Below are 21,593 nucleotides of genomic sequence, written 5' to 3'. Positions count from 1 at the left end.
TTAAAACTCATTTTTTTATTGGAGTGAGATTTTGTAAACTACAAAACACACTCAAAAACCCCAACAACTCTTAAACTTCTCAATCCTTCCTCAGTCAATACAATATCATCATATTTCGAATCATAGGAAAGCGGTTTTAAAGTAATAGATTGATGGCTCCATTGGTCATTATCAATATTTTTAGTACTATGATATTGTTTTACAGTATAACCCGAACCAAAATCTGTATCTTGAATATCTGTACTTTCAACTAACACTATTTTACCATCTCTTGAGCCACCAATATCTTGCTTGAATAAACAATAAGAGCCATTTGGAATTATTTTGTTCATGGAATCGCCTTCAACTTTACATACAAAATATCCTTTCTTTGGAGTAATGTGAAAAGGTAATTCAATCCAATCGAAATCAGTATGTATTTGTAAATCGCTAAAGTTTCCGGCTGCTGCGGTAATGTCTACTAAAGGAACGGCATTTACATATGGTTTTACATCTTCAAACGGCAGTATTCTAAAAGGAATTTCCTGTTTAAAAGATTCAATATTTTGCTTTAAATAATTCCGTAACCCTTCGTTACAGGCATAAATAAATGTTCCCTTAATGCCTCGGTACATTATTGTTTTGTAGATATTGATAATATAGGCTTTTAAATCGTCAATATTTTTTATTCCGTTTTTCCCGTAGGCATCAAAATACATTTTTGGGTTAACTACTATTTTTCCTGTTTTTTCATCATAGTCGATTTCCCTACCGAAAATAACACCAGTATAGTTTAAATCATACCCTTGTACCGTATGAATAGAACCTACTTCACGAAAAGCAGTAGGGGAGTTTACCCAATCTTTTTCGGTTTGATTCCATTGAAATTGCAAACCATCAATTTCTATATCAATAGCGTTTTTATCGTTCTTGGATGCCCAAGGCCAAGAGTAACCGGCTACCAATCGACTCAAGCCATGAAGTTCTTCTCTTTTTCTAAGTTCGTCGTATAAATCATTTAACGAGTCAAAAGTCATTAACTCATAATCCTGAATTTCAAAGTATTCTGTTGTTTTTCTTTTAACGTGAAGCAGTTCATCAACAAAGGAGATATAATTGTTACCTCCTTTAACCCTCATTTGAGAAGTTAATTGAAGATTTAGCGTGTTATTATCTTGCAGTAGCTTGTCAAAATAACTTTCATCAATGTCTGACGGTTTCACCGATTGAGCGGAATCGTAAAAGAAAATTTGGTTTTTACTGTTGGCTAATATCCAGTCTAACTCGTTACCGGTATCGTCTAAGCCTAATTTTTGGTTGTTCTTTTTGAAGGCTCCCATCCAGCCAATATTCTTGTATTGCCTTAATCGATGGGCTTCGTCTACAATCAACAAATCGTACTTTTCTTTTAAATTGAAGGTTTCTGATGGATTAATGATTATGGAAGGTTTCAAGCCCGGAATTTTTCTGAAAACATTTTTTAATGATTCCCGTAAGGATGTCATGGCAATAACCAACCCTATTTTTGCATTAGGGTATTTTGCTTGAAAAGACCTGATGTAGTTTATTTCTCTTAGTTCATCATCATTGTACTCTTCCAAACCTGCTTCTGTTACATCGGAATACAATAGCTTTATTAAGTAGGTGGCAAGTATGGTTTTACCAGTTCCTGCACTTCCTTTTATGAAAATTCTGTTGGTATCTTTATCGCATAAACCATTGAGAATTTGAAGTACCGAATTGTATTGGTCTTCGTTTAGTGATTTGTACGGAGAATATTTGAATAATTCGGAATTCTCAATCTCAGTAAGTGATTTAGTTACAATTTTCTTCTCAATAAGTTTATTCCAAATTTCCTTGAAAAGGTCTTTGTATAAATCCTGTTGGTAGTAATTGTGATTGATTAAACCGTAATTTCCATTTTGGAGTTGATAAGTGCCTTCGGAAGTTATGTATTGTATCAGATTTGATTCAATATCTAAAGTTGCGGACTTGTTGAATTTGTCGCTTCCAATTATAGAAATCTTATTAAGCTTACCTGCTTTTTTAGGATTTGCAAGATGATTTTTAATTCTGCTAGACGCATTGGTAGATTCGCCAACATAGGCAATTCGCTCCGTTTCATTTTGAATAAAATACACCAACGGCCATTGGTTTTTTACCCATGGATTTTGCTCTATCTTGCTTAACGAATCTTTGTTGAAATCGTATTGTTCGGAAACCTCAATCGACAATGCAAAGGATAAACTCATAACTCATTATACTTTTTGGCGGTTCCTTTTGCTTTATCAACAGGATATTTTAAGGCATTATTTTTAATCTTTTCAGAGATGATTTCAAAGACATCCAAATTATGCTTTTCGGCAAGTAAAAAGGCAAAGGAAAGAATGTCTGCAAGTTCTTCTTTTAAACGTTCTTTATTAATATTTTCAACCTCATCTCCTTTTTTCCATAAAAAAAGTTCGTTCAGTTCTGAAGCTTCAATAGAAATGGCCAACGCTAAATTTTTAGAATCGTGAAACTGTTCCCAATCTCTTTCATTCCTAAACTGAATTAATTCTTCAATTACTTTTTTATACTTATCCATAGTACTCAAATTACATTTTTCAGAATTCCCAAACATAACCATAAAAAAACACCTACACAATCACTAAATCTGGTGATTTTATAGGTGTTTAAAATTAAAATAATCTGATAAAGCTGTTTACTTCTTATAGTCTAACAGTGTTGAATTTCCTTTTCTGTGGTAACCATTGGCCCATGGGTAAAAGTTACCCTATACAGATAAAATTTCATGAAACTGTCGTACCAAACACTATCAACAGAGCCTTGACCAAAGGTAGTATGTGTTACACAATCGCCTACTTGATATTTTGCAGGTTGAATTGCCTGAATTATCTTTTTTTTCTCAAGCTTTTCAAATTGCATTTCATTCATTACATAATGGCCGTGCATGTTGTCAAATCGGATGCCTACATTGGTGGGAATTGAATTATCGGTTGCATCATACAATTTTGTAATTTCTAAAAGAGAGCCTTTTTTTACTAAGAAAATTTCATCTTCTAAATCTAAATTTTCGTTTAAAACGTATTTCTGATTTGCTTTCATAATTTCTATGGTTTATTTAATTCTGTTTTTAAAACTTCCCAAAACTCAGTTATCCTTTTTGCGGATTCTTTTATTTCGGTTTCATCTCTTTTTCCGGCAATATTTTCAAGCTGTATTTTTGTAATAAGCATCTTTTTTAATTCCGCCAGCTTTTTCTGCTTTTGTTCCAATCGATGTTTTTCAGAATTTAAGTTCGTAATCATCGAAGGCTCTTCCGGTAAAGGGTTTTCAGTTGAAGTAGTTTCCGGTGTAGTTTTAGGGCCAAGGGATATACCCTGGGTACTGGCAATAAAATTTACAGTTTGGGTTAAGCCATTGATAACGGCATTGGAAGCATCCGCGGCATCCATTCTCACGCCTTTAATCGTAAAATTATTGTTATAATCACCAGTTCGCATCTCTCTTTCAGGCGGGTTGGAACGAAGTATCATCGCGATATCCGAGTTTCCGATAAAATTGGTTGAAACGGTTTCGTTAAACACACTTTTCCAAATTGTATTGTCGCTTTTTGCATCTTTGGTTATAAAAGAAACTAATTCATCCCCTAATATTGGGAAGCGGGTTCTTTCAGTGCCGGCCTCAATAATTTCTTCTGCTTTTTTACCTTTTAAATCGACAGCAATCAATGGTTTAGTTTCGGCTATGAATACTGCTTTGGATGCATTTTTAGTATGCATTAATTTTAAATTTGATGCACTAAAGCCATACTCTTTAAGAGCCTCTCTAAATTCTTTTACTTTAGTATTAGACCTTTCAAGATATAATTGACTACGATTTAAATGATTATTTGAGTAATGGAAAAATGCAGAATCTTTTAGAACCCTTATTTCATCAATTTTATCAGAAAGACCTTGTGCATAAGCTTGTTTAACGGCATCGCTTAATGGTGCATTAAATTTATCTGTTATATATTTATAAATAACTTGTGGGTCTATATTTTGTTCCCAGCTGTCAACGAGTTCTTCAATGGCAACAATGGATTTTATGGGGTCGTTTGGCTTGTTTAATTTTACATCTTCACTTAAAACCTTATTCCTGTCTGCAACTTGAACTACGACTTTAAGTTTACAAACACATCCCGTTAAAAGAAACGGTAACAATAGGAGTATAAATCTTTTTTTCATAGTAGGGTTATTTTGAAACGGAGTTTAAATATTGATTCACGGTAGTTTTAATTTCATTTTTAGGCTTTGCATCTAAATTATCCAGATACAAATCCGTTTGAAGAATAAAGTTTTGTATATCGGAGTCTGCATCACTAATTTTATTCTGTACCTCAGTAGCTTCCATTAATTTTTCTTTTTGCGTAATTACAGCCAGCGAGTTTAATACCACCTGATTTTTGGCAATATTTCCAATCTGATCGCTAATCGCTTTAGCATTGGTTGAAAAAATAAGTACCAGTTCATTTCCGTCTTCATTTGTAACCAGTGCCTGATTTCCATTTTTTTCTTCAGTATTGAAAATTTTAGCATCCGCAGGTTGTTTTATTTCATTGAAATAAAGATCAATCGCTTCCTGATTGAAGTAGCCCGAAAGATATCTAGAACTTGATAGAAAAGAGAAGCCGCTTATATTTACTTTGTAATAATTGGAAACTAATTTTTCGTTTTTCACTGAAACAACATTGTCTTTGAAATAATGTGTTTCATGAAAAGTGGAACATGAGGCGCAAAAAAGAGCAATGAGGGGAGCACAAATAATTTTCTTTGATATCATATTTTTAGTTTTTTAATAACACAGTTAATAAAATGTAGGCCTTAGAGCTAGCATACATAAAAATTTTGACAGAAAATTACGATAACATTATTCAAAAAAGAAACAACATTGTAAGTATTTACATTAAAAACACAAAAAACAGGTATAAATACCTATATGCTTATTAAGTTGATCTTCTCGAAAAACAAAAGTTAAATCAAACCACCCCGACCTAAAAACACGTAACCGTTAAGAAAATTTAAAGTGATTCCGTTAAAAATTATCCGCTGTCTGATCTCGTTGTGTGCAACGAGAGAGTTCGGAGAATTTAGGAATCACTTTAAATTTTTAGGTGAAGTGTTCAAGTCTTGACCTTTTGTTTCTTTTAACTCACTTAATATTATTTTGTTTTGGAGTTCGTTGAACCTAAAGGTTTGTGTCAAGACAAAAGAAAAGAAGAAAAAAGAAGAAAATAGAGGTTGTCACGGATTGTAAATCCGCGCTATCGGTTTGCATCAACACAAAAGAAACCAAAAAACCAAAAAAACAAAAAAAATATCCCCAAATTAAAATCTACATTTGCCCTCCTTAAAAAAGAAAAAATATGAGTGCAACGTGGTATGAATGCAAAGTAAAATTCAGAAAAACCGATGAAACCGGACTGCAAAAAGTAACAACAGAACCTTATTTGGTAGACGCTTTATCCTATACAGAAGCCGAATCCAGAATTACCCAGGAGATGATGTCCTATGTTAGTGAAGAGTTTAAAATCACGAATATAAAGGTGGCGAACTATGCCGAGATCCATCCCTTTGAGAATGCAGACCGCTGGTTCCGATCCAAAGTTTCCTTAACAGCCTATGATGAAGAAAGCGGTAAGGAGCGCAAAACCAATATGTATTTATTAGTGCAGGCCAACGATGTAAAAGAAGCGTTTGACAATACAATGTTCGCCATGAAAAACACTATGGGCGATTACACTATACCCGCCATTTCAGAATCCCCAATTATGGACGTTTTTCCATATTTCAGTGGAGAAGAAGACGGCTTAGAGCAAATAGAAAAGTTCAATAGCCTAAAAGCCTCCAAGCCCTCAATACTAGCAGAGGCCGAGGATGAGATGGAATTTGATGAGGAAGTAGTGAGTGAAGAATTATAAATTATGAATTATAAGTTATGAATGAGGTTTAGGTAGTAACAAAGATCAAAACGTTCATCAATAACCCCTCGACCGAGAAACACGTAACCGTTAAGAAAATTTAAAGTGATTCCGTTAAAAATTATCCGCTGTCTGATCTCGTTGTGTGCAACGAGAGAGTTCGGAGAATTTAGGAAGCACTTTAAATTTTTAGGTGAAGTATTCCAGTCTTGAAACCTTTAGGTTCACGAAATCCTTAGGCTAAATAGCACCTGAGTACTTTTTGTTTCTTTTAACTCACTTAATATTATTTTGTTTTGGAGTTCGTTGAACCTAAAGGTTTGTGTCAAGACAAAAGAAAAGAAGAAAATGTGATGGCACGGATTGCACCCGAGGCTTTAGCCGAACTGACGAAGTAAATCCGCGCTATCGGTAAAGAAAAGAAAAGAAAAGAAAAGAAAAGAAAAAGGTTGTTAGAATAGTCTAACAACCTTTTTATATAAGTAAAATTATAATTAATTTAAAGTCCTCCCATCTCAACCCCTCCGGCCACTGGGCCTGTCAAGAGCTCCGTTGAAATGAACGAAAAGTTAAACAATCAAAATCAATAATAAGATAATAATAATGATCGCACCTACAGAAAGGTAAACCCCTTTATGATCGGTGGCAAGTTCTTTTTTAATAGCTTTTACCTCTTTGCGGAGCTCTTTTTTTTCGGCTCGTGTCATTTCAGACTTGTCCATGGCTCTGATTTCTTTTAATCGCTCCACTAATTGTTGTCCTCTAACATCTTCTGTTTTTGGCGTGTTGTTTGTAGTTATTGGGGCTGTACCCGTTGTGAACGGATAGGCAGATAAGGTAATACTCATGAAAATGAATAATAGTACCGTTTTTACGAATGAAGTTCTCATAATATCAGTTTTAAATTTCACTTTAGTGTTTAATTGCGCACAGCATGGCGTTGCAAACTGTTCATCCTGATTGAAAATTTGGGGCAAAAAGGATGAAATTAATACTATTTTCCCTAGCGTTACGGTTCGTTTATACGTTACGGTTTTTGTCTTACAGGGATTCGTTTTCCGATAGTATTACCGCGTTGTTGCATTTCCTGTCTTTGGTATTGAAGTTCGTTTCGTGCAGGCTGTACATTACGTTGGTCGAATGTACCGGGTTGTACCTGTTGAGTCTGATTATGAATTCGTTTGTTTTCTCTTTCACGGGCACGTTGCTCGTTGCGTTGCATTTGGCTTTCATGCTTTTTAACATTTTGCTCATAACGTTTAACATCACGCTCTTTTTGTCTGGCATCTTCCGTTGTTTTACGTTCAGTGTTATCCCTTTGTTTTACGGGTTCGTTTACACGTTTGGCAGGTTCATTCATACGTTGAGGTTGTTCTTTTGTTCGTTGCAATTGTCTTTCCTCTCTGTTAGTGTTAACTTTAGGTTCAGCTCTTTGCATATTCTTTCTTTCAGGAGCCTGTTTGGCGTTGTTTCGGTCTACCACTTTGGCAGGAACCGCTTTTTTACCGTTATCGTCCCGTTCCACACGAGGTTTGTACAATTGTAATTCGTTTCGGGAAACATTTTGACCAGGTCGGTCACGTTCTCTCACATTAACCTGAGCAATGGCAGTAGCCGATCGTTTCTCAACGTGATCACGTCTAGGTCCCGCGTTATAACCCGATTGGACGTTATTGATTACTGTTGAATTGTTGATGATGGTCGTATTGTTCGAATTGCTCACGTAATAGTTACTTAAGTTACGTCTGCACACGTCCCGTTCTCTAACGAATACCCAATAATTGGAAGGCAGTGAATAACTGTTACCGAAGGCAATGCTGATACTGATACCGGGGCCAATTGGCGCCCAGCCGTAATAACCGTCATAGTATCTCCAGGTAACCCAGGCAGGGGCCCAAACCGTATCCGGAGCCCATAACCATCCATAGTAAGGATCGTAGAACCAGCGTCCGTAATGGAAAGGCGCCCATCCCCAGGAATAATTGGATACCCATGTCCAACCATATTCAGAATACACCCAATACCCGTTGGTTCGGTAAGGGGCAAACCCAGCGCCCACACTAGGAGACCAAACATAACCGTAATTAGGGTCACTTATCCAGCTACCGTGGACGCTAAGATTATCATAAAACATCTGAAAACTCACAGCCACCTGACCTGTAGCTTTCTGCGATGTTATTCCCGTCATACCGACCAGCAGCAATAACAGGAGTATAGTTTTCTTAATCGTATTCATAATTTCAGCGTTTAAGTATGATTTCGGCTTCAAGGATTCCTCTATAAATAATAAGGAATCTACGAAGTAAAATTATTAAAACGGCTGAAGGTTAGTGTTATAAGAATTTTGTGGAAGTTTGTATAATTACCACATTTATAATTATGAATTATGAGTTACCCGATAGCGCGGATTTACACCCGAGCGTAGCGAACTGACGAAGTAATCCGTGCCCACAAAGAATATAACTTATAAATCCGCGCCATCAGTTAAGTGGGGTGTAGGGTTTTAAAAGTTTGATTATCAGTAATTTATTGGCTTTAAAACAGCTACCTTTGTAATAGCGAAGCGTTGTAAAAACGAAGCGGATTAAAAAGAATTAAAGCAAATACAAATGAACACTTCTGATGTTGAAAAAGAAAAATCTCACATTATAGTTGAAATTATTCAATACATACCTAATGCTGTTTTAAGTAAAACGATTATAAAAAAAACTACCGGAAACATCACGGCATCTTCATTTGATGCCGGTGAAGAATTGGCTGAAAAAACTTCCCCATACGATAATTATATACAAATTATAGACGGTTCGGCAGAAATTACCATTAACGAAAAAACACATTTTTTAAAATTAGGAGAAGGAATAATCATTCCCGCCCATGCAAGGCATTGTTTTAATGCGAATGTGCAATTTAAAATGATTTCTACAATCATAAAAAGTGGTTATGAAGACTAGGGAGAATGTCTTGTGTTTCCATGTTTGATACTACAATTACATACAAATGAGGCTCTACATAAAATACATGGTTAGCATTCGTTGCAAAATGGTAGTGGAATCCGAATTAGAAAAAATGGGAATTCACTATAAAAACCTCGAATTGGGTTTTGTGGAAACCATTGATGATTTGAATGCAAGTCAAGTTTTACAGCTTAAAAAAGCTTTGTTGAAATCAGGCCTTGAACTTATGGATAATAAAAAAGCCATACTGATTGAAAAAATAAAAAAAATAATTATCGAAATGGTTCATTACTCCGATGAATTTCCCAAAGTAAAATATTCCGATTACATTAGTGATAAATTAGGTCAGGATTATACACATCTGGCCAAAATTTTTTCGGAAGTTAAAGGGATCACGATCGAACATTACATCATTGCCCATAAAATTGAACGCGTGAAAGAATTGTTACTGTATGATGAACTCAATCTCACGGAAATATCATACATCCTTAATTACAGCAGTGTTTCCCACTTGTCGCAACAATTTAAAAAAGTCACCGGGCTTACACCTTCATTTTTTAAACAACTCAAATTTAAAAAGCGCATTGCTTTAGAAAACATCTGAATTATATAACTTATTTAAAAAGTTATATAATGCTTATTTACAGGAATATAACCAACTTTACTTATGATGAAAATATCATTATAGTTCGTGAAAACGCATGATAAATAAGTTTAGAAAACAACATATTAACATATAAAAGTTCGACTTTTATTAGTTTGTTATTTAATAAGGGCTATTGAAATCAATAGCCCTTATTTCTTACTTCAACGCAAACAATACAGCACTCTATTACAATACCTATATATCTAAGTATTTAAAAAAAGATTGCCTTTTGACAATAACGAAATAAAAAACACAAAAAATAAATTATGAAAACACTTAAACAAATTGCGATGCTATTCATTTTACTGAATGTATTTATAGGTTTAACACCGCAAAAAACAACTGCACAGGTATCTGTAAATTTCCAGCTGTTTTATAATGACCTGAGTCCTCACGGGTATTGGGTAAACGATCCCAATTACGGATATGTTTGGGCTCCAAATGTACAGCAGGGATTTACGCCTTACAATACTAACGGGTATTGGGTTTTTACCGATTATGGCTGGACGTGGGTATCTAATTATTCCTGGGGCTGGGCGCCTTTCCATTACGGACGATGGTTTTATGATCCGTATTATGGATGGCTATGGGCTCCGGATACAGAATGGGGACCGGCATGGGTTACCTGGAGAAGATCTGAAGGGTATTACGGCTGGGCACCAATAGGTCCGGGTATCAGTATTAACATTGCCTTTGGCAGCAGCTATAACCTGCCTTATAATCAATGGACTTTTGTTCGGGACCGTTACATCGGAAGCACCAACATTAATAATTATTATGTCAATACATCGAATAATGTTACGATAATTAATAATTCTACCGTAATTAACAATATCCAGACGAATAATTCCACGCGTTCCAAATATAATGCAGGACCGGATCGAGCCGATGTGCAAAGAAGAACCGGTGTTTCAGTTAAACAAATATCTTTAAAGGAAAGAGACCGACCGGGTCAAAGTTTAAACAAAAACGAACTGCAGCTCTACAAACCCCGTGTTGCGAAAATTGACAACGAAGGACGAAAACCTATTCCGCCTAAAGTGGTAAGTAAAGAGGATATAAAACCTATATCTGAAAGAAACAAAGACGCACGAGTTATAAAAGAAACACCAAGACCTGTAAAAGAAACGCCAAGAGTTAACGAAAACCGTGACAAACAGGTAATTAAAGAGCGTGAAATTAAAAACCAGCGCAGCGAGCCACAGGTTAGGGAACAGGATGCTCCAAAAAAACAAAACGGCCAAAATAAAGCAGTAGTTAAACCGAGGGAAACTCCCCGGGAAACTCCCAAAGAGCGAAATGAGCAGTTAAACAAACAGAAAGAGCTGCAACAAGAACGCGGTAACCAACAAAATAAGCAGCAAGAAGTGCTGGAGCAAAAGAGCGAGCAGTTAAATAAACAGAAAGATATTCAGCGAGAACGAACTGAACAACAAAACAAACAGCAAGATGCTCAGCAACAGCGAAGTGAACAGCTGAACAAGCAAAAAGAGATTCAGCAGAAACAAAGCGAAGAACTCGACAAGCAAGTTGAAATACTAAATGAACACGGTAAGCAACAAAATAAGCAACTGGATGTAAAACAAGCTGAGCTTGAAAAACAGCGAGTTGAAAAAGAGAAAAAAGAGAAAAAAGATTTTGAAGATATGCCTGCTAAATAAAGTAAATCGCATTTTCTTTTCTAAATCAAAAAATAATTGCACTGCTTTTACCGGATACTTTCTTGGATGATTATGCAAATGGATAGACAAACAAGTACTAAACAGTAAAAAATAAAAGCAGTGCAATTGCATTAAAAAATAAACATTATGAAAAATATAATCTTTTCAATCCGTTTTATAGTCCTTATCATTTTCTTCGACTCGTGTTCAGTAGGTTATGTGTCAGAACAGCCAAGATATGTTGAAGTTTCAAGGCCTCCACAACCAGGCAATACTTATGTTTGGATTGAGGGCAACTGGTATTGGAACAACAGAACCAATATGTATGTGCAAAGCGAAGGAACCTGGATGATTCCAAACCGCGGGCGTACTTATGTTCCCGGCTATTGGAAAAGAACCGGAAATGGCTATCGTTGGGTTTCCAACAAATGGCAATAATGATTACCCCCAAATATTTTGAAAGAATTCATTAGTAATAAATTAATAAATGTAATTATGAAAACAATAACTTTTAAAACAGCAGTACTTGTTATTTTGATGACAGTTTCATTAGCTTCAAATTCTAATACTATTGTATCGGACTCTACAAAAATTAACAGCACTTCGAAAATTGAAGATGACAGGGCGTTAGTTTTGGTAAACCGTTTGGAGGAAATCAGAGCAATGAAAAAATCAGATTTAACCAGGTTAGAAAAAAAAGAACTTAGAAAAGAAGTTAAGGAGATTAAAAAAGAAATGAGAAACTCAAACAGCGGAATTTACCTTTCTGTGGGAGCTATAATCATCGTTATTTTATTGTTGATTTTGCTTTTATAAGCTTTTGTTTCTCCATTGGTGTCATGAATAGTCAATGTCAATATGCTCTCTTTAAAAAGGTTAATATAAGATAAGGGCTGTTATAGTAATTAAGGGTGATTAAAAACCGGGCTTTCGTCGCTGTAAATGGACAACATCTGCACCGAAAATAAGCCCGGTTTTTAATGCGCTTCACAATTTAAAAGTATTACCGATTGCTTTTATTGCCACAATCGATTTTAAAAAAACTCAATTCGTTGCCAAAACGATTCGGTTTAATGAATGCGGTTGTTCTTCTTGTTTGTTTTCTCACAGCTTATTTCCTAAATACTTAAAATATGAAAACAATAACACAGTTTTTTTTAGTAATGATGCTGTTTACTTTTGGCTGCAACGATAAAAAAGCTACACCGCTTAAGCCGAGTATTTATACCGATAAGAATTATTCGGATTTATTGCTTGATGAAGCACTGATATCGGCGTATTTTAAGGCCAACCCTGAAAGTGAGCCCATCAAGAATGAAGTATATGAATTTTACAGGAACAGGGATTTTCAATATGCATGGTTTAATAAAGAAGGCATGACCCAGGCAGTTCCTAATTTTTACAGTCAATTGGAAAACTACAGTATCAATTTTAAAGACACGAGTTTTACAAATCCGCAACTGGACACTTTAATTACACTCATAAAAACCGATAAAACAAGTTCCAATAGGCACGAAAAAAGTAAGGAACGATTAGAATTATTACTTACAACGACCTTTTTTAAATACTCTAAAAAAGTATATTCCGGTGTCGCAGAAGACCTCCATCAGCTGGACTGGTTTATTCCCAGAAATAAGAAGAACTTTCAGGTTTTATTGGATTCACTCGTTTTAAGCGATAAAAGCCATACAGCCTATGAGCCTTTCAATCAATACTATTTAAAGCTGAAGGAGCAATTGAGGGAGTATAGAAATATCCAGAAAAATGGCGGTTTTCCGAAAATAGAAACTACTGAAAAGCTACTGTCGGTTACCGATAAAGATTCGTGCTTAGCAGGGGTGAAACAGCTTTTGTTTTTAACCGGCGACTTAAGATCAAACGATAAAACCATTGTTTTTACAGACAGTTTAGCTCTTGCCGTAACTCGTTTTCAGCAGCGTTTGGGCTTGCCTGAAAATGGAAAAATAGATCCGAAAACCTTAATCGAATTGAAACAGCCGATTGATTTCCGCATTAAACAAATTATTATCAATCTGGAACGATTGCGCTGGATTCCGGTTGAGTTTGAAGACAATTACCTGCTGGTAAATATTCCCGAATTTAAGTTGCACGTTTTTGAAAACAAAAAATTAATATGGACAACCAATGTAGTAGTTGGAAAAGAAGCGAACCGAACCAGTATTTTTAAAGGTGCTCTTTCACAAATCGTTTTAAATCCTTACTGGAATATTCCAAAGAGTATTATCAGGGAAGAAATTCTGCCGAAATTAAAGCAGGATGCCTCGTATTTGTCAAAAAATAATATGGAGGTTTTGTCGGGAAATCAAGTGGTCAATCCATTAAAAATAAAATGGAATACCTATAAGGAAAACATCCCTTTTGAAATCCGTCAAAAGCCCGGCATAAACAACTCCTTAGGGAAAATAAAATTTGTATTCCCTAACAGTTTCAGTATTTATCTGCATGATACTCCTGAAAAAAAACTCTTCAATGCAACCGAAAGGGATTTCAGCCATGGTTGTATCCGGGTGGAAAATCCTAAAAAACTGGCGCTTTATTTATTGCGCAATGATAAAAACTGGCAACTGGTACAAGTGAACAAAGTACTTGCGATTAATGATACACATGAAATTCAGGTCAATCCTACGATACCGGTTTACATAACCTATTTTACGGCCTGGGTGGACGATAAAGGACGTTTAAATTTTCGTAATGATATTTATAGCCTGGATGCGCAACTGGAAAAAGAAGTTTTTGGGAATGAACAATAAAAGACAGGTTGAATACCTGATTAAAGGATTTACACAAAACTAAAAAAGCAGGAATAATGTAAATCATTAAAATAATTATACAACAATTAGTCCCGATAATTCAGGAACTTTACTAATGGAAATCGGAATGCGTTTATAAACTTTTAGAAGAAATTGTCTGAAACATGATTCAACCGCAATTAAACAAAATCGTTGAAGTATCAGTAATGCGTCAAAAACAAAACGAAATACCTTAGTGATTAACTTGTTAGACTTGTATTTCAATTCTGTTAAGGCAGTTTCTTCTTTTTTAATGTAATAAAAGTAATCTTGTGTAAGTGTGTTATTGTAGTAAAAAAAGCATTTCGATGCATTACCTGCAACCGTAAAGTGTATTCTTGATACCCGATAAAAACATAATTGATTATTTTTTATCAACCATTAACAATATTGAATTTAGGACTATCGGATACTTCAAATTCGACGTTTTATGCTTAATTTACGGTTCTCCCAATTATTACTTTACTGCCAAAAACAAATCAAAAACAAATAGATACCGTTTTAACCCGCCAAACGCAGTTTGAATTACAAAAAAACGAATCTTAAATCTGCAACCCAACCCCAAAAAGCAAAGCAATTGAACAATAGCTATCCATGATAGTTGATTATGGTTATAGGTACATTATAACAAGTATGTTTGAAAAACAGTAAAATTAAAAATATGGAACCAGCAAAAAAAATAGGGGTTTGCATGGATGGTGCAAGTGCCCATGTAATACAATTTCTTTCGAAACCTTCTGAAATAGCAACAATACGATCCGAATTTACTAAAGAGGAAGAAGAAAATGTTCTACGCAAAGGTGAAAGTCATATGCATAACAAAGAACAGCATATGCAAAACGAATATTATAAAGAATTGGGTGATATTATCCTGAACTATAACGAAGTTATATTGTTTGGTCCAACGAATGCCAAAGCAGAACTGTTTAATATTTTAAGAGAAGATAATCGCTTTAGCAAGATTAAAATTGAAATGAAAGAAACCGACAAGATGAGTCATGATCAACAGCTTTCTTATGTTCAAAGCTATTTTTCAAAGAGTCGTCCATCGGCTTGATTTAAATTTAAGTAAAGGACATCACTTTAAAAAGCCTGGGACACCTAAAACTAGGAATATTATAAGTATTAAACGGAATGATATAACATAAAGGATATATAATTGATGACCTTTACATGACAACAATTATGTTGTATTTAAATAAAATAGTATGGAACAAAACAAAGTAATTCCAACTCCGGTTGAAACCAATTGGGTGGATAAAAAAAACAAGTTAAAAGTTCAATTTCCAACTTTAACAGATGCCGATTTGCATTTTGAAGAAGGTAAAAAAGAGGAGATGTTAACAAAAGTTCAGGCAAAATTAGGTAAAACGAAAGAAGAGTTTGATACTATAATTTCAAAACTTTAACTGCTTTTAAAACAAGAATCGTTAAGTTTTGAATTTAACGATTCATTTTTTTAAAATATTTTTCACTAGTCATAAGCTTTTAAGCACAAAGTGTAATCAATTAACCAGATTGATTAAATACTAAACATAAATATTCTTTAGAGAATCAGATTACGATTTAAGACCAAAACCGTATAATCAGTATAAAGATTATTCGTTTTTCAAGAAAGAATAAATAATATAAAAAATAATTATTATGGGTAATTTACTTTATACAATAGCTGTGATACTGCTGATTGTATGGGCAGTGGGTTTTTTCGGTTACAGAGCCGGGAACATTATTCACATACTTCTGGTCATTGCTGCCATAGCAATACTATTGAGACTGATACAAGGGAAAAAAATATAACACATACAAGATAAAATCATGGAATCAGGTAAACTTGTTTTAGGTGTATTGGGTGGCTTGGCCGCCGGCGCTCTGTTAGGCGTTTTATTTGCACCTGCAAAAGGATCAAAAACACGAAAAAGAATTTTTAAGAAAGGTAAAGGTTACGCCAATAAACTAAAAGGTAAAATTGAAGAAATTTATCAAGAAGGTGTTGCTAAATACGATGGTTTATTATCGGATGCAAAAGAAAAAATTTCTTAAAGTGAAATTTAGTATCAAGATTATTAATCACACATTTTCAACTAATTTACAGGTAATGGAAAATAAAACAACAGCAATAAACAATAGTTTATGGTAAACCGAAGGATATGTTTTCCATATCGGTTATTAGATTGACTATGTTATTGCAGTTGTTTTATCTATACAGGAACAGTCTTGTAAAGGAATCGTATTTAGTACGATTTTTTTATTGATAAGGAACCAGTAAGGGTTTTGCTATTTCAAACTGCTGTAATTTTAAATCATAAGTTCTTATAGTATTTGTTTTAAATTCTGAACCGGCATCGATCGGAAGATTCGGATAGTAGGAAAATGAAAACTGAAAAGCATTGAATACCAGATAATCATTACTTATGATAATACCTGCTCCAAGTTGTGAATACATTTTGCTATTCTTAAAACCGGTATTTTCCTGACCCAATGCTCCCATAGTAAAGCTGAGGTAAGGGTTTAACCTAAATCCCAAAACCTTCCAGGGCGAGTACCCCTGTGTTTGAAAGGTGAGTAAAAAACGTTTTGTCCCGAAAAGCGTTTCATTTTGAAATCCTCTTATTCCCGGATTTTCATTTAAGGTGAGCCGGTCTGAATTTGATTTTAAACGATTACCCCCAATGATCAGCTGGGGTTTAATAAATTGCCGGAACTTCCAATTCCCCATTTCGAATAAATTGGTAAAATACACCGAGTTGAAATTTAGAGCACTCTGTGTCGTTCTCGAATCTTTAAAAAAAGTTCCGTATTCCAGACTACTGCTTAAATAACCAAACGTATAGTACTTGCCCATTGCAAACCGGGCACCGAAATAAAATTTAAAAGCATCATTTTTTCTTTGATAACCACTGGTGATATTGTATACAATTCCTGATGCAACATCTTCTACAATATTGTAATTGAATATAAATTTATCCTGAGTGAATTTGCGTGATGAGATTCCTATGGAAACTAAATATAAATTTTCGTTTGAAAAAATGCCCAAACTGTCTGCCTTTACTTCTGGTTTGTCAAGATAGTTTTTAGTATAGTACCGGACACTGGTTGTTAAATTGGTAACTCTTTCATATTCTGTGTTTCCCCTGAAAATCCGAAAAGCATGTCCGGCCCAGAAATCCTGGGAAACGAATTTAAAGTTCTGAATTTGCGGAACTTGATTTTCGTCAAACAAAGTTTCTTTTATATATTGTTTGCCCAGGTAGACTCCGGCTCCCCAACGGGCATAGGGAGAAAAAAAAGGCCTTTCAATAGTAACATCTTTTAAATAATGATCATCAAAATCAACCTTATACCGGAATGTAGTCCTGATGAAAGTATTTGAAATATTGGGAATTGAGTAACTGGTGTTATAACCGTTTCGGCTGCTGTTATGGCTATTCGTATAAATATTTGTGAACTCGTGTCCGGTTCCTAAAAAATTCCTTTCCGTTACATCATATGTAGATTTTGATGAAGAAATTGAAAAAGTGGGAATCAAACTCCAGGAATCTAAAACACGAACGTAAACATCCACGGAATCAGAATAATCAGCAACGGGCTTAGTTGTAATTTTTACGGCTCTAACATAACGCTGACTTCTGATCAACCGCTCCGATTCTTTAGCCAACAGGGAATCCAACAGGGCATTTTCTTTTATTAACAGCAGATTTCCAATAGTCCAATTCCGGGTTTTTAAATGCAATGAATTTCCAGCTCTGGCAATATACTGTTTGGGTTGCTCTGTACTGTCAACCTCCGAATACCCAAAGGGGTCAAGAGTTGTAATTTTTATTTTCCGGATGATTTTACCTTCACTTTGAGCGTAATTATTTTTTTTTATTTTATGTTTTGAAATATTTTTAATTTCCTGTTTTGCTACTGGTTCAAAAATTAATTTGTACAAAAATTTGGTAAACTTTCTTTTTTTGGAATATTTTTCAATATCGCGGTACACTTTAGAGGAGTCTTTAGCTTTAGGATTGTCTTGAGCAAGAGTGAACTGATAACTAAAAAGTATCAAAAAAAACAATATCAGTTTATAGTTTAAAAACATTACAGTTTTAATTACCAAAATTACAAAATAAACAGGTAATTAACTGTAAATATGGTAATTATGAATTACAAACTAATCACTAACTACTAATAATACATCTTAAAGCCCATACTCGTGCATAGAGCATATTGTTTTATAAAAAGGGCTTCTGTTAGTTTTACTACATCGTCATAATCTTGACTTAGGTGGAAATAGAGGTTGTCTAAAGGAGTGCTTAATAAAGGGGAATGGTTGGAATAGCCTGAGAGGGCTTTTGCTCCGGTAACATCTAAAAAGTACTGGAAGGTTTCTTCTTCTAAATCCAATTGCATGGTATTTGCAAAATGAATGATCTTGCCTTTTAACTTGCCTTCAAAGAGTTCGGCTATTTCTTCAAAGCTATAATAGTAATTGTCAATTTTTAACTCATTGCCTCTCCCTTCAAACGCTAAATAGATAATAGCATACTCCCTGAAGGAACGGTCTACATACAATAAAGTACTGATGCTTTCTTCAAATCCCTCCAGACTATCACAGGTTTTATACACATTGGTAATGCCATACTGTGCCGCAAGTTGTTCCATAGACGAAAGGATAGCACTCTTCACAGTACTCTCCACATCCGGAACAGATTCCAGGCAATATATGTAGTGGTTGTAGGGCATTTTTATGTAAAATTACACTTTCTTTCGTCGTACTACAAACAAAACGTTGTTACTAGGCGACCTAAAAACACGTAACCGTTAAGAATTATGAGTTATGAGTTATAAGTTATGAATTATAAGTTATGAGTTATGAGTGAGGACTTGTGATGACAAAGATTAAAACGTTTATCAATGACCCTCGACCTAGAAACACGTAACCGTTAAGAAAAATAAAGCCAAGACCGTAAAGAATTATCTGCCTGTTTGACTGTAGGTTTTTAAGTTATGAATTATAAGTTATGAGTTATGAGTGAGCATAAGTGATATCAAAGATAAAACGTGATCAATGCACCCCGACCTATATCACGTAACCGTTAAGAAAAATTAGAACATTTGCGTTAAGAATTATCCGCTGTCTGATCTCGTTGTGCAACGAGAGAGTTCGGATAATTTAGCAAGTGTTCTAATTTTTTAGGTGAAGTGTTTCAGTCTTGACCTTTTGTTTCTTTTAACTCATAGGTTAATATTTTGTTTTGGTATTGCTTCGCCAGTTCGCTTACGCTCGGGTCGTTGAACCTAAAGGTTTGTGTCAAGACAAAAGAAAAGAATAATACAAATTGCACGGATTGCAAATCCGCGCTATCGGGTTTCGCCAGTTCGCTTACGCTCGGGTCGTTGAACCTTCGGTTTGTATCAAGACAAAAGAAAAAGAAAAAAAGGAGTAATAAGCTTTCTTATTACTCCTTCCCCTACAATTCATTAAAAAAGAATTAAAGTTTCAGCGCACGAACCGTTTTACGTTCAACGCCCTGAGTAACTTCAATAAAATACATTCCTCTTGCTAAATCTTCACCGAAGTAGATAGTCTCTTTGATATCAGCTTTTATCTCTTTGATGAATCTTCCGTTTACATCGGAAATACGAATCAGTACATTTTCATCGCTTGGTGATTCGATACTTAATCCGAAGTCGCTTACAGCAGGGTTAGGTGCTATAGTTACTTTCAGCTGTTTCGCAACAGTATCGCCGGTATCCGCAATTGAAGCGCTACAGTTTGGAACCAGATTGATACTGGTAGCACTGTTCGCTACAGTAGTTCCATTGATTCTGCTTTCAAAAGAATACACACAGGTAGGAGGTGCTCCGGTGTAAGGAGAGCCTACCACGGATTTCGAATCATATTTAACCGATAGTATATATCTGGTATTCGGCACCGCATTGTTGATACAAATTTGGCCTATACCCGGAGTAACCTGAACACCACTGGCAACGTTTCCGCAGCTGGCATTATACAAAGTAACCTGGTTGTTTTGCTGGATGTTGAAGTAGGCAAAATTACTGCAGGATTTTGTTTCAATGATGTCAATACAGAAACTCGCAGAAGGAGCCGTTATAGTCGTAAAATAGAAGAACTGTCCTGGTGTTACATTAGCCACTTTGTTTGAACGGGTGCTGTAACACAACTGACCAATCAATTGATTACCCGGATTACTGTTATAATTACTGCAAGTAACGCTGGTATGGTAGATGCCTGCAACATTACAACCCGTTGGTTGTTTATCAATGATTACCTGAGTATAGTTAGAAATACATCCGCTGGTGCTGTTTTTAACTGTTACTCTGTAAGTACCCGGAGCCACATTAGAGAAGGTCGTTCCAGGCTGATAATCTATACTGTTGATACTGTACAATAAATTACTGCCTAATGGCGCTGTCACCGTAATACTACCCGTTGCAGCTGTACAGCTTGGTTGTGACAGCGTTACTGTCGGTGCCGCTGGTGTTGCCGGTTGTGCATTAACCGTTACCGGACTAGAAGCTACCGAAGAACAATTACCCAAAGTAGCCGTTACCGTGTAAGTACCTGCCGGAGCTGTAACAGTGTTTCCGCTGATAGTTGCTCCTGTGTTTGAAGGACTAACCGTATATGTGTACGAACTGTTGTAATTGGTAATAGTGAAACTACCTGTTGCAGTGGTACAAGTTGGCTGTGTTACTGTACTCAACGTTGGCTGAGCCGGAGCACCAGTCGGTTGATTCACTGTCGCAGTATTAGAAGCCACCGAAGAACAATTACCCAAAGTAGCCGTTACCGTGTAAGTACCTGCCGGAGCCGTTACCGTGTTCCCGCTGATAGTTGCTCCAGTGTTTGAAGGACTAACAGTATACGTGTACGAACTGTTATAATTGGTAATGGTGAAGCTACCGTTGAGATTAGGACAGGCTGGCTGTGTTACGGCACTAAGCGTTGGTTTGGCTGGTGTTGCCGGTTGTGCATTAACAGTTGCCAAATTGGAAGCTACGGAACTACATCCGTTCAAAGTAGCCGTTACCGTGTAAGTACCTTGAGGAGCCGTTACCGTGTTTCCGCTGATAGTTGCTCCCGTGTTTGAAGGATTCACCGTATACGTGTACGAACTGTTGTAATTTGTAATAGTGAAACTACCGTTTGGATTGGTACAGGTTGGCTGTGTTACCGCACTCAACGTTGGCTGAGCCGGAGCACCAGTCGGTTGATTCACTGTCGCGGTATTAGAAGCCACCGAAGAACAATTACCCAAAGTAGCCGTTACCGTGTAAGTACCTTGAGGAGCTGTAATGGTGTTACCATTAATAGTTGCTCCAGTGTTTGAAGGACTAACGGTATACGTGTACGAACTGTTGTAATTGGTAATGGTGAAGCTACCGTTTGGATTGGTACAGGTTGGTTGTGTTACCGCACTCAATGTTGGTTTCGCCGGTGTTGCCGGTTGTTGGTTCACGTTTGCCTGATTAGAAGCCGCCGAAGTACAATTACCCAATGTAGCCGTTACGGTATAGTTTCCTTGAGGAGCTGTAATGGTGTTACCATTAATAGTTGCCCCAGCCGGACTT

Annotated in this window: 21 protein-coding genes; 11 read left to right on the top strand and 10 right to left on the bottom strand. The window is 35.7% G+C overall.

What is annotated here, in order from left to right; translation table 11 throughout:
• Positions 1-38: 38 nt before the first annotated feature.
• From ACWPKD_RS14845 to ACWPKD_RS14825, 5 genes are all read right to left on the bottom strand, one after another.
• Positions 39-2,231, bottom strand: coding sequence for a DNA/RNA helicase domain-containing protein (locus ACWPKD_RS14845; RefSeq protein ID WP_455413480.1), 2,193 nt, complete (start codon positions 2,229-2,231; stop codon positions 39-41).
• Positions 2,228-2,566: a nucleotide pyrophosphohydrolase gene (locus ACWPKD_RS14840; protein ID WP_455413479.1), complete on the bottom strand. Its 339-nt coding sequence runs from the start codon at positions 2,564-2,566 to the stop codon at positions 2,228-2,230. Before ACWPKD_RS14840 ends, ACWPKD_RS14845 begins: the two co-directional genes overlap by 4 nt.
• Before the next feature lie 131 nt (positions 2,567-2,697).
• Positions 2,698-3,087 (bottom strand): hypothetical protein, encoded by a 390-nt coding sequence (locus tag ACWPKD_RS14835; RefSeq protein ID WP_455413478.1) that lies wholly within the window; start codon positions 3,085-3,087, stop codon positions 2,698-2,700.
• A 5-nt stretch (positions 3,088-3,092) separates the two neighbouring features.
• Positions 3,093-4,211 carry a hypothetical protein gene (locus ACWPKD_RS14830; RefSeq protein WP_455413477.1) on the bottom strand — a complete coding sequence of 373 codons (1,119 nt, stop codon included), beginning with the start codon at positions 4,209-4,211 and terminating at the stop codon, positions 3,093-3,095.
• A gap of 7 nt (positions 4,212-4,218) precedes the next feature.
• Positions 4,219-4,806: a hypothetical protein gene (locus ACWPKD_RS14825; RefSeq protein ID WP_455413476.1), complete on the bottom strand. Its 588-nt coding sequence runs from the start codon at positions 4,804-4,806 to the stop codon at positions 4,219-4,221.
• A gap of 583 nt (positions 4,807-5,389) precedes the next feature.
• On the opposite strand from ACWPKD_RS14825, the gene ACWPKD_RS14820 reads away from it, so the two are divergent.
• On the top strand, positions 5,390-5,944 hold the full coding sequence (locus ACWPKD_RS14820; RefSeq protein ID WP_455413475.1) for a DUF4494 domain-containing protein: 555 nt from the start codon (positions 5,390-5,392) through the stop codon (positions 5,942-5,944).
• A gap of 569 nt (positions 5,945-6,513) precedes the next feature.
• On the opposite strand, the gene ACWPKD_RS14815 is transcribed toward ACWPKD_RS14820, so the two are convergent.
• Positions 6,514-6,834, bottom strand: a complete 321-nt coding sequence (locus ACWPKD_RS14815; RefSeq protein WP_455413474.1) for a hypothetical protein — start codon at positions 6,832-6,834, stop codon at positions 6,514-6,516.
• Between the two features lie 137 nt (positions 6,835-6,971).
• The gene (locus ACWPKD_RS14810) at positions 6,972-8,180 is read right to left on the bottom strand and encodes a DUF6600 domain-containing protein (RefSeq protein ID WP_455413473.1); all 1,209 of its coding nucleotides are present in this window, start codon (positions 8,178-8,180) and stop codon (positions 6,972-6,974) included.
• 373 nt (positions 8,181-8,553) lie between these two features.
• Between ACWPKD_RS14810 and ACWPKD_RS14805 the strand changes: the two genes are divergently transcribed.
• From ACWPKD_RS14805 to ACWPKD_RS14760, 10 genes are all read left to right on the top strand, one after another.
• Positions 8,554-8,895, top strand: a complete 342-nt coding sequence (locus tag ACWPKD_RS14805; RefSeq protein WP_455413472.1) for a cupin domain-containing protein — start codon at positions 8,554-8,556, stop codon at positions 8,893-8,895.
• Between the two features lie 46 nt (positions 8,896-8,941).
• Positions 8,942-9,502: a helix-turn-helix domain-containing protein gene (locus tag ACWPKD_RS14800; RefSeq protein ID WP_455413471.1), complete on the top strand. Its 561-nt coding sequence runs from the start codon at positions 8,942-8,944 to the stop codon at positions 9,500-9,502.
• A gap of 308 nt (positions 9,503-9,810) precedes the next feature.
• The gene (locus ACWPKD_RS14795; protein WP_455413470.1) at positions 9,811-11,205 is read left to right on the top strand and encodes a DUF6600 domain-containing protein; all 1,395 of its coding nucleotides are present in this window, start codon (positions 9,811-9,813) and stop codon (positions 11,203-11,205) included.
• A gap of 147 nt (positions 11,206-11,352) precedes the next feature.
• Positions 11,353-11,643 (top strand): hypothetical protein, encoded by a 291-nt coding sequence (locus ACWPKD_RS14790; protein ID WP_455413469.1) that lies wholly within the window; start codon positions 11,353-11,355, stop codon positions 11,641-11,643.
• Between the two features lie 57 nt (positions 11,644-11,700).
• Complete coding sequence (locus ACWPKD_RS14785; RefSeq protein ID WP_455413468.1) at positions 11,701-12,021, top strand: hypothetical protein; 321 nt, start codon at positions 11,701-11,703, stop codon at positions 12,019-12,021.
• Positions 12,022-12,338: 317 nt separating this feature from the next.
• Positions 12,339-13,976 (top strand): L,D-transpeptidase family protein, encoded by a 1,638-nt coding sequence (locus ACWPKD_RS14780; RefSeq protein ID WP_455413467.1) that lies wholly within the window; start codon positions 12,339-12,341, stop codon positions 13,974-13,976.
• Between the two features lie 700 nt (positions 13,977-14,676).
• On the top strand, positions 14,677-15,072 hold the full coding sequence (locus ACWPKD_RS14775) for a hypothetical protein (RefSeq protein WP_455413466.1): 396 nt from the start codon (positions 14,677-14,679) through the stop codon (positions 15,070-15,072).
• Positions 15,073-15,223: 151 nt separating this feature from the next.
• Positions 15,224-15,424, top strand: coding sequence for a CsbD family protein (locus tag ACWPKD_RS14770; RefSeq protein ID WP_455413465.1), 201 nt, complete (start codon positions 15,224-15,226; stop codon positions 15,422-15,424).
• Between the two features lie 235 nt (positions 15,425-15,659).
• The gene (locus tag ACWPKD_RS14765) at positions 15,660-15,812 is read left to right on the top strand and encodes a lmo0937 family membrane protein (RefSeq protein ID WP_455413464.1); all 153 of its coding nucleotides are present in this window, start codon (positions 15,660-15,662) and stop codon (positions 15,810-15,812) included.
• Between the two features lie 18 nt (positions 15,813-15,830).
• Complete coding sequence (locus ACWPKD_RS14760) at positions 15,831-16,055, top strand: YtxH domain-containing protein (RefSeq protein WP_455413463.1); 225 nt, start codon at positions 15,831-15,833, stop codon at positions 16,053-16,055.
• A gap of 205 nt (positions 16,056-16,260) precedes the next feature.
• On the opposite strand, the gene ACWPKD_RS14755 is transcribed toward ACWPKD_RS14760, so the two are convergent.
• From ACWPKD_RS14755 to ACWPKD_RS14745, 3 genes are all read right to left on the bottom strand, one after another.
• Positions 16,261-18,063 carry a hypothetical protein gene (locus ACWPKD_RS14755; protein ID WP_455413462.1) on the bottom strand — a complete coding sequence of 601 codons (1,803 nt, stop codon included), beginning with the start codon at positions 18,061-18,063 and terminating at the stop codon, positions 16,261-16,263.
• Between the two features lie 119 nt (positions 18,064-18,182).
• The gene (locus tag ACWPKD_RS14750) at positions 18,183-18,740 is read right to left on the bottom strand and encodes a DUF6642 family protein (RefSeq protein WP_455413461.1); all 558 of its coding nucleotides are present in this window, start codon (positions 18,738-18,740) and stop codon (positions 18,183-18,185) included.
• A 749-nt stretch (positions 18,741-19,489) separates the two neighbouring features.
• The coding region (locus ACWPKD_RS14745) for a T9SS type A sorting domain-containing protein (protein WP_455413460.1) at positions 19,490-21,593 on the bottom strand (2,104 nt) is incomplete at its 5' end.

The sequence above is a fragment of the Flavobacterium pedocola genome (genome assembly GCF_053764385.1).
The sequence above is the reverse complement of the archived record's forward strand: the minus strand, read 5'-3'. Positions and strand labels throughout refer to the sequence as shown.